This window comes from Streptomyces sp. NPDC054840 (genome assembly GCF_053611065.1).
Genome location: NZ_JBSGZP010000522.1, coordinates 1 through 5,358, shown reverse-complemented (window position 1 = coordinate 5,358; position 5,358 = coordinate 1). Strand labels below are relative to the sequence as shown.

General features: G+C 71.5%; 8 protein-coding genes. 4 read left to right on the top strand and 4 right to left on the bottom strand.

Annotated features, from left to right (window positions below):
- The 4 genes from ACWGIU_RS28565 to rimP all read right to left on the bottom strand — a co-directional run.
- On the bottom strand, nt 1-230 hold a 230-nt coding region (locus tag ACWGIU_RS28565; RefSeq protein ID WP_453710527.1), incomplete at its 3' end, for a translation initiation factor IF-2 N-terminal domain-containing protein.
- A 140-nt stretch (nt 231-370) separates the two neighbouring features.
- Entirely contained in the window at nt 371-664 is a 294-nt protein-coding gene (locus tag ACWGIU_RS28560) for a YlxR family protein (protein WP_453710525.1), read from the bottom strand.
- A 145-nt stretch (nt 665-809) separates the two neighbouring features.
- Nucleotides 810-1,820 (bottom strand): transcription termination factor NusA, encoded by a 1,011-nt coding sequence (gene nusA, locus ACWGIU_RS28555; RefSeq protein ID WP_453710523.1) that lies wholly within the window; start codon nt 1,818-1,820, stop codon nt 810-812.
- 2 nt (nt 1,821-1,822) lie between these two features.
- Nucleotides 1,823-2,320: a ribosome maturation factor RimP gene (rimP, locus tag ACWGIU_RS28550; protein ID WP_453710522.1), complete on the bottom strand. Its 498-nt coding sequence runs from the start codon at nt 2,318-2,320 to the stop codon at nt 1,823-1,825.
- Nucleotides 2,321-2,487: 167 nt separating this feature from the next.
- Here rimP and ACWGIU_RS28545 point away from each other — a divergent pair, with 167 nt between their 5' ends.
- The 4 genes from ACWGIU_RS28545 to ACWGIU_RS28530 all read left to right on the top strand — a co-directional run.
- The gene (locus tag ACWGIU_RS28545; protein ID WP_453710520.1) at nt 2,488-3,030 is read left to right on the top strand and encodes a hypothetical protein; all 543 of its coding nucleotides are present in this window, start codon (nt 2,488-2,490) and stop codon (nt 3,028-3,030) included.
- Nucleotides 3,027-3,494: a ferritin-like domain-containing protein gene (locus ACWGIU_RS28540; RefSeq protein WP_453710518.1), complete on the top strand. Its 468-nt coding sequence runs from the start codon at nt 3,027-3,029 to the stop codon at nt 3,492-3,494. Before ACWGIU_RS28545 ends, ACWGIU_RS28540 begins: the two co-directional genes overlap by 4 nt.
- Nucleotides 3,495-3,510: 16 nt before the next feature.
- Nucleotides 3,511-4,413 carry an aminoglycoside phosphotransferase family protein gene (locus tag ACWGIU_RS28535; protein WP_453710516.1) on the top strand — a complete coding sequence of 301 codons (903 nt, stop codon included), beginning with the start codon at nt 3,511-3,513 and terminating at the stop codon, nt 4,411-4,413.
- A 42-nt stretch (nt 4,414-4,455) separates the two neighbouring features.
- Nucleotides 4,456-5,358, top strand: a 903-nt coding sequence (locus tag ACWGIU_RS28530; RefSeq protein WP_453710514.1) for a slipin family protein, incomplete at its 3' end; no start/stop codon positions are given.

The following is a 5,358-nucleotide window of genomic DNA, read 5'->3' as shown; positions in this document are numbered from 1 at the left end:
GCCCCGGGCTTGGCGGGGGCGGCCTTGCGGGGCGCACCCGGCTTCGCGGCGGACTTGCCGGCGTTACCGCCGGGGCCCTGCAGCGCGTCGGTCAACTTGCGTACAACCGGCGCCTCGATCGTCGAGGACGCCGAACGGACGAACTCACCGAGTTCCTGGAGCTTGGCCATGACGACCTTGCTCTCAACTCCGAACTCCTTGGCGAGTTCGTATACCCGGACCTTAGCCACTTCGCTCCTTTTAGGTCCGGGTTACGCCGGACCGTCGCTACTTCATGGGCGTACTCATCGCGTACTCATCGAGTGCTCATCGCAATCTCGACCTACTTCCAACTCGCGAGGTACCTGACCGCACGGTTATCCGTGCCGTACTACTTCTTCACGGTGTGTCCGGCCTCACCGGACACCGCTTTGCGCAGGCTCTCCGTGTCGAGCGCTCCGGCGGACCGAAGGGCCCGGGAGAACGCACGGCGGCGAATCGCCTGGTCGAGGCAGACCAGGGCGGGATGCACGTACGCACCCCGGCCCGGCCTCGTGCCGCGTGGATCGGGGACGCATGCGTCCCCGTCCGCCACGACGCGCAGCAGATCGTTCTTGGCCGCTCGCTCCCGACACCCCAGACAGGTGCGTTCGGGGCATGCGCGGGCTTGCGTCCGGCCAGACACGCCTAAGTCTACCTCCCCGCACCGACCTCTCTCCCGACAAGTCGCGGTGGAAAGATCGAACGGCTGTTGTGTTGTCTTGTATCCGCTGCCGGAGCAGCGGCCGTGCACCCTGTCTACCGTCCGGGGAAGCCCGGACGGTACCGGTTTATTCCCCGTCCCGGTCCCGGTCGGCGTCCGGGGACACCTCGGTGTCGGGACGGATGTCGATGCGCCAGCCGGTGAGCCGCGCGGCGAGGCGGGCATTCTGGCCCTCCTTGCCGATGGCGAGCGACAGCTGGTAGTCCGGCACGGTCACCCGGGCGGACCGGGAGTCCCAGTCGACGACCTCGACCTTGCTCACCCGGGCGGGTGACAGCGCGTTCGCGACCATCTCCGCCGGGTCGTCCGACCAGTCGACGATGTCGATCTTCTCACCGTGCAGTTCGGCCATCACGTTGCGCACGCGGCTGCCCATCGGGCCGATGCAGGCGCCCTTCGGGTTGAGGCCCGAACGGGTGGACCGAACGGCGATCTTGGTGCGGTGACCGGCCTCACGGGCGATCGCCGAGATCTCGACGCTGCCGTCGGCGATCTCCGGGACCTCCAGCGAGAAAAGCTTCTTCACCAGGTTGGGGTGGGTGCGCGAGAGCGTCACGGACGGACCGCGGACGCCCTTCGCCACCCGCACGACGTACGCCTTCAGGCGCAGACCGTGCGTGTACTCCTCGCCGGGAACCTGCTCCTGCACCGGCAGGATGGCCTCCAGCTTGCCGATGTCGACGAGGACGTTCTTGGGGTCCTTGCCCTGCTGGACGACGCCGGTGATGACGTCGCCCTCACGGCCGGCGAACTCGCCGAAGGTCAGGTCGTCCTCGGCGTCGCGCAGACGCTGCAGGATCACCTGCTTGGCGGTCGTCGCGGCGATCCGGCCGAAGTCCGACGGAGTGTCGTCGAACTCCTTGGGCTCCTGGCCCTCTTCGAGATCCCTCGGATCTTCCGTCGCCCACACGACCACGTGACCGTTGGTGCGGTCCAGCACGACGCGAGCGCGGCGGAAGCTCCCCTCGGTCCGGTGGTACGCGATGAGGAGGGCCGACTCGATCGCCTCGACGAGCAGGTCGAAGGAGATCTCCTTCTCCCGGACCAGACCCCGCAGGGCACTCATGTCGATGTCCACGGCTACGCCTCCTCTTCCTTCTTGTCCTTGCGGTTGAACTCGATCTCGACACGCGCCTTGGCGATGTCGGTGAATGCGATACGCCGGGCGGTCGCCTTGCGGCCCTTCACGCCCGGGACTTCGAGGTCCAGGCCCTCGTCGTCGACTTCGAGAATGCGGGCGATCAGTTCCCCGCCCTCGGCGAGCTGGAACTTCACGAGACGGCCGATCGCCCGTACGTAGTGACGGTGCTCGGTCAGCGGGCGGTCGGCGCCCGGCGAGCTCACTTCGAGGACGTACTCGTCCTCGCCCATCACATCGGTTTCGTCGAGCTTGTCGGAGACCTCGCGACTCAGCTCGGCACACGCGTCCAGTTCCACGCCCTCGTCGGAGTCCACGATGATCCGCAGCATCCGGCGCTTGCCCGCCCGGGACATCTCGATCTCTTCGAGGTCCAGGCCCTTGGCGGCGACGACCGGCTCCAGCAGTCCGCGCAGCCTGTCGCTCTGGGTGGTGCTCATCCGGGTGACTCCTCGGCCGCGTGTGCTGTTGTGGTTTCCGTCGTGTGTCAGGTCAAAGGGTATCCGGTGTCGGAGGGTGTTGCCGTCCGCCCTGTGGACAGGGCCCCGGGTACCGTGATCACACCCTGCCCCGCCATCAGTCCCGTCATCACCCGGAGGACGTCGCCGTGTCCTGGACCCAGCCTTCGAGACCCTCCCGCAGGAGCCTGCTCACCGGTGCGGCCGGTGCGGCCGGCGCCGCGCTGCTGACCGGGTGTTCGGACGGCCGTGCCACCGATGCCGACGTCACGATTCCACTCGAACGGCGGATGCGGGAGACAGCCGTTCGTGACAGTACGCGACTGCTGGAACGTTACGACGCCACCGCGGTCGCCCATCCGGCCCTGGCCGCGCGTCTCGCTCCGCTGCGGGCCGCCGTCGCCGCCCACACCACGGCCCTGTCCCTCACCCCTGCGGCCTCGCCGTCCTCCTCCCCGTCCCGGTCCGGCGGTACGGGGGCCGCCGCGCCCTCGGCGAGCGGCGAGCCGGTGCCGCCGAAGCCCGAGGAAGCGCTGACCGAGCTCGCGGACGCCGAGCGCAGCCTGTCCGAGTCCCGGACCATCGACCTCGCCGGCGCCCCCGGCGAGCTGGCCCGGCTGCTGGCCTCGGTCGCCGCCTGCGGCGCCGTACACACGTACCTGCTGACCTCGAACCCCGGAGCGACCTCGTGAAGCCCGAGCCCTCTTCCGCCGGCCGGCCCCTGGAGGCCGCCCAGGCCGCGCTCGCCGCCGAGCACGCGGCCGCGTACGGCTACGGGGTGATCGGTGCCCGGTCCACCGGCGCCCGCGCGACGCTGGCCCGCGAGTCGTACGGTGGCCACCTCGCGCGGCGTGACGCGCTGGCCCGGACCGTACGGGAGCTGGGCGGCGCACCGCGGCCCGCGGAGGCCGCGTACACCCTGCCGTTCCAGGTGCGCACCCCGGCCGACGCCGAGCGGCTGGCCGCCGAGATCGAGGACCGGGTGGCCGGCGCGTACTCCGATCTGGTGCGCGCCGCGGAGGGTCCGCTGCGCCGCGAAGCGGCCGACGCGCTGAGCGCGGCGGCCGTGCGGGCGGCGCGCTGGCGTGGTGGCGGCGTAGCCTTCCCTGGGCTCACGGAACGCGCTGACGAGGCGCAACGGGCCCGGCACAGCTGAAAGGGACCACGCACGCATGGCTTTCGAACCGCCGCAGCGGCTTGTACGGGCGCTCGGCGAGATGCCGGAGACGGCGCAGGACACGGACTGGCTGGGGCAGTTGCCCCGGCTCACCGAGGCCGCGCTGTCCCGGCGCGGGGTGGAGGCCCGTCGGGTCCAGGCACCGGGCGGCCGCAGCAGCCTGGTGGTCCTCGTCACGTACCCCGACGGGACCCCGGCCGCACTGAAACTGGCGCCCCCGCACGCCCGGCCCGACCGGGAACTGGCCGCGCTGGCCCACTGGGGCGGTTTCGGGGCCGTACGGGTCCTCGACACGAGGTATCACGAAGACGACGGGGCGCTGCTGCTGGAGCGGCTGCACCCGGAGGTGTCGCTGCGGTCGCTGCCGGAGGCGAAGGCCCTGCTGGAGGCGAGCGGCACGCTGCGCAGGCTGTGGGTGGCGCCGCCGGCCGGGCACGGGTGGGAGACGGTGGCGGAGCGCACCGAGTGGCAGTCGGCGGCCCTGCGGGCGGCGCCGGCGGAGACCCGGGCCCTGGCGGACGCGGCGCTCGCGAGGCGGGCGGAGCTGGTGGCGGCCCCGCCGGAGGAGGTACTGCTGCACGGGAATTTCCGGCAGGGCAAGGTGCTGGCGGGCGAGCGGGCTCCGTGGCTGACGGTGGGCCCGGATCCGCTGGTCGGTGAGCGGGCGTACGACCTGGCGCGGCTGGTCCGGGACCGGCTGGAGGACCAGGTGGCCTCCTCGGCGGGGGCGGCGGGGGCCCGGCGCCGGGTGAACAAGCTGGCGGACGCGCTGGAGGTGGACCGGGAGCGGCTGCGGGGCTGGACGCTGTTCCGGGCGGTGGAGTCGGGCAGCCGCGCGCTGGCCGCGGGGCGGCGTCGGGACGCGGAACTGTTGCTGGAGTTCGCGGCCTGGTTGTAGGGCATACCGTAGATATCAAGGTATGTCCGGCAGGGGGCCGTCATGGTCGAAGAACTGCTGACAGCGGCCGTCACCACGGGTGTGGCCGCCGTGGTCTACGTGGGCGCCGCCGCGCGGGTGGTGAAGCAGTACGAGCGGGGCCTGGTCTTCCGCTTCGGCAGGCTGCGCGAGGAGATCCGCGGGCCCGGCTTCACGACGATCGTTCCGATCGTGGAACGGCTCCGCAAGGTCAACATGCAGATCGTGACGCTGCCGGTGCCGGCGCAGGAGGGCATCACCCGGGACAACGTCACGGTGCGGGTGGACGCGGTCGTGTACTTCAAGGTCGTCGACCCGGCGAGCGCGATCGTCGCGGTGGAGGACTACCGCTTCGCCGTCTCGCAGATGGCGCAGACCTCGCTGAGGTCGATCATCGGCAAGTCCGACCTGGACGATCTTCTGTCCAACCGGGAGATGCTCAACCAGGGGCTGGAGCTGATGATCGACAGCCCGGCGGTGGGCTGGGGTGTGCAGATCGACCGGGTCGAGATCAAGGACGTCTCGCTGCCGGAGACGATGAAGCGGTCGATGGCCCGGCAGGCGGAGGCGGACCGGGAGCGCCGGGCGCGCGTCATCAACGCGGACGCGGAGCTGCAGGCCTCGCACAAGCTCGCCGAGGCGGCGGAGGTCATGTCGGAGCAGCCGGCGGCGCTGCAGTTGCGCCTGCTGCACACGATCGTGGCGGTCGCCGCCGAGAAGAACTCCACGCTGGTGCTGCCGTTCCCGGTGGAGCTGCTGCGCTTCCTCGAGCGCGCGGCCCCTCCGGCGGCGGCGCCCGCGCGGGAGAAACCGGCCCCGGCCGGCCCGGCTTCCGAAGGCCCCGGGCCGGCCGAGGTCGACGAAGCGGGCGTGGATCCGGGCGAGGCCCCGGCCGCCCACCCGCGCGACGAAGGCTCGACGCCCGCT

Bases quoted from the DNA above. Each gene is read 5' to 3' on its own strand.
- ACWGIU_RS28535 (WP_453710516.1), top strand. From the start codon at position 3,511: ATGGCTTTCGAACCGCCGCAGCGGCTTGTACGGGCGCTCGGCGAGATG.
- rimP (WP_453710522.1), bottom strand. From the start codon at position 2,320: ATGAGCACCACCCAGAGCGACAGGCTGCGCGGACTGCTGGAGCCGGTC.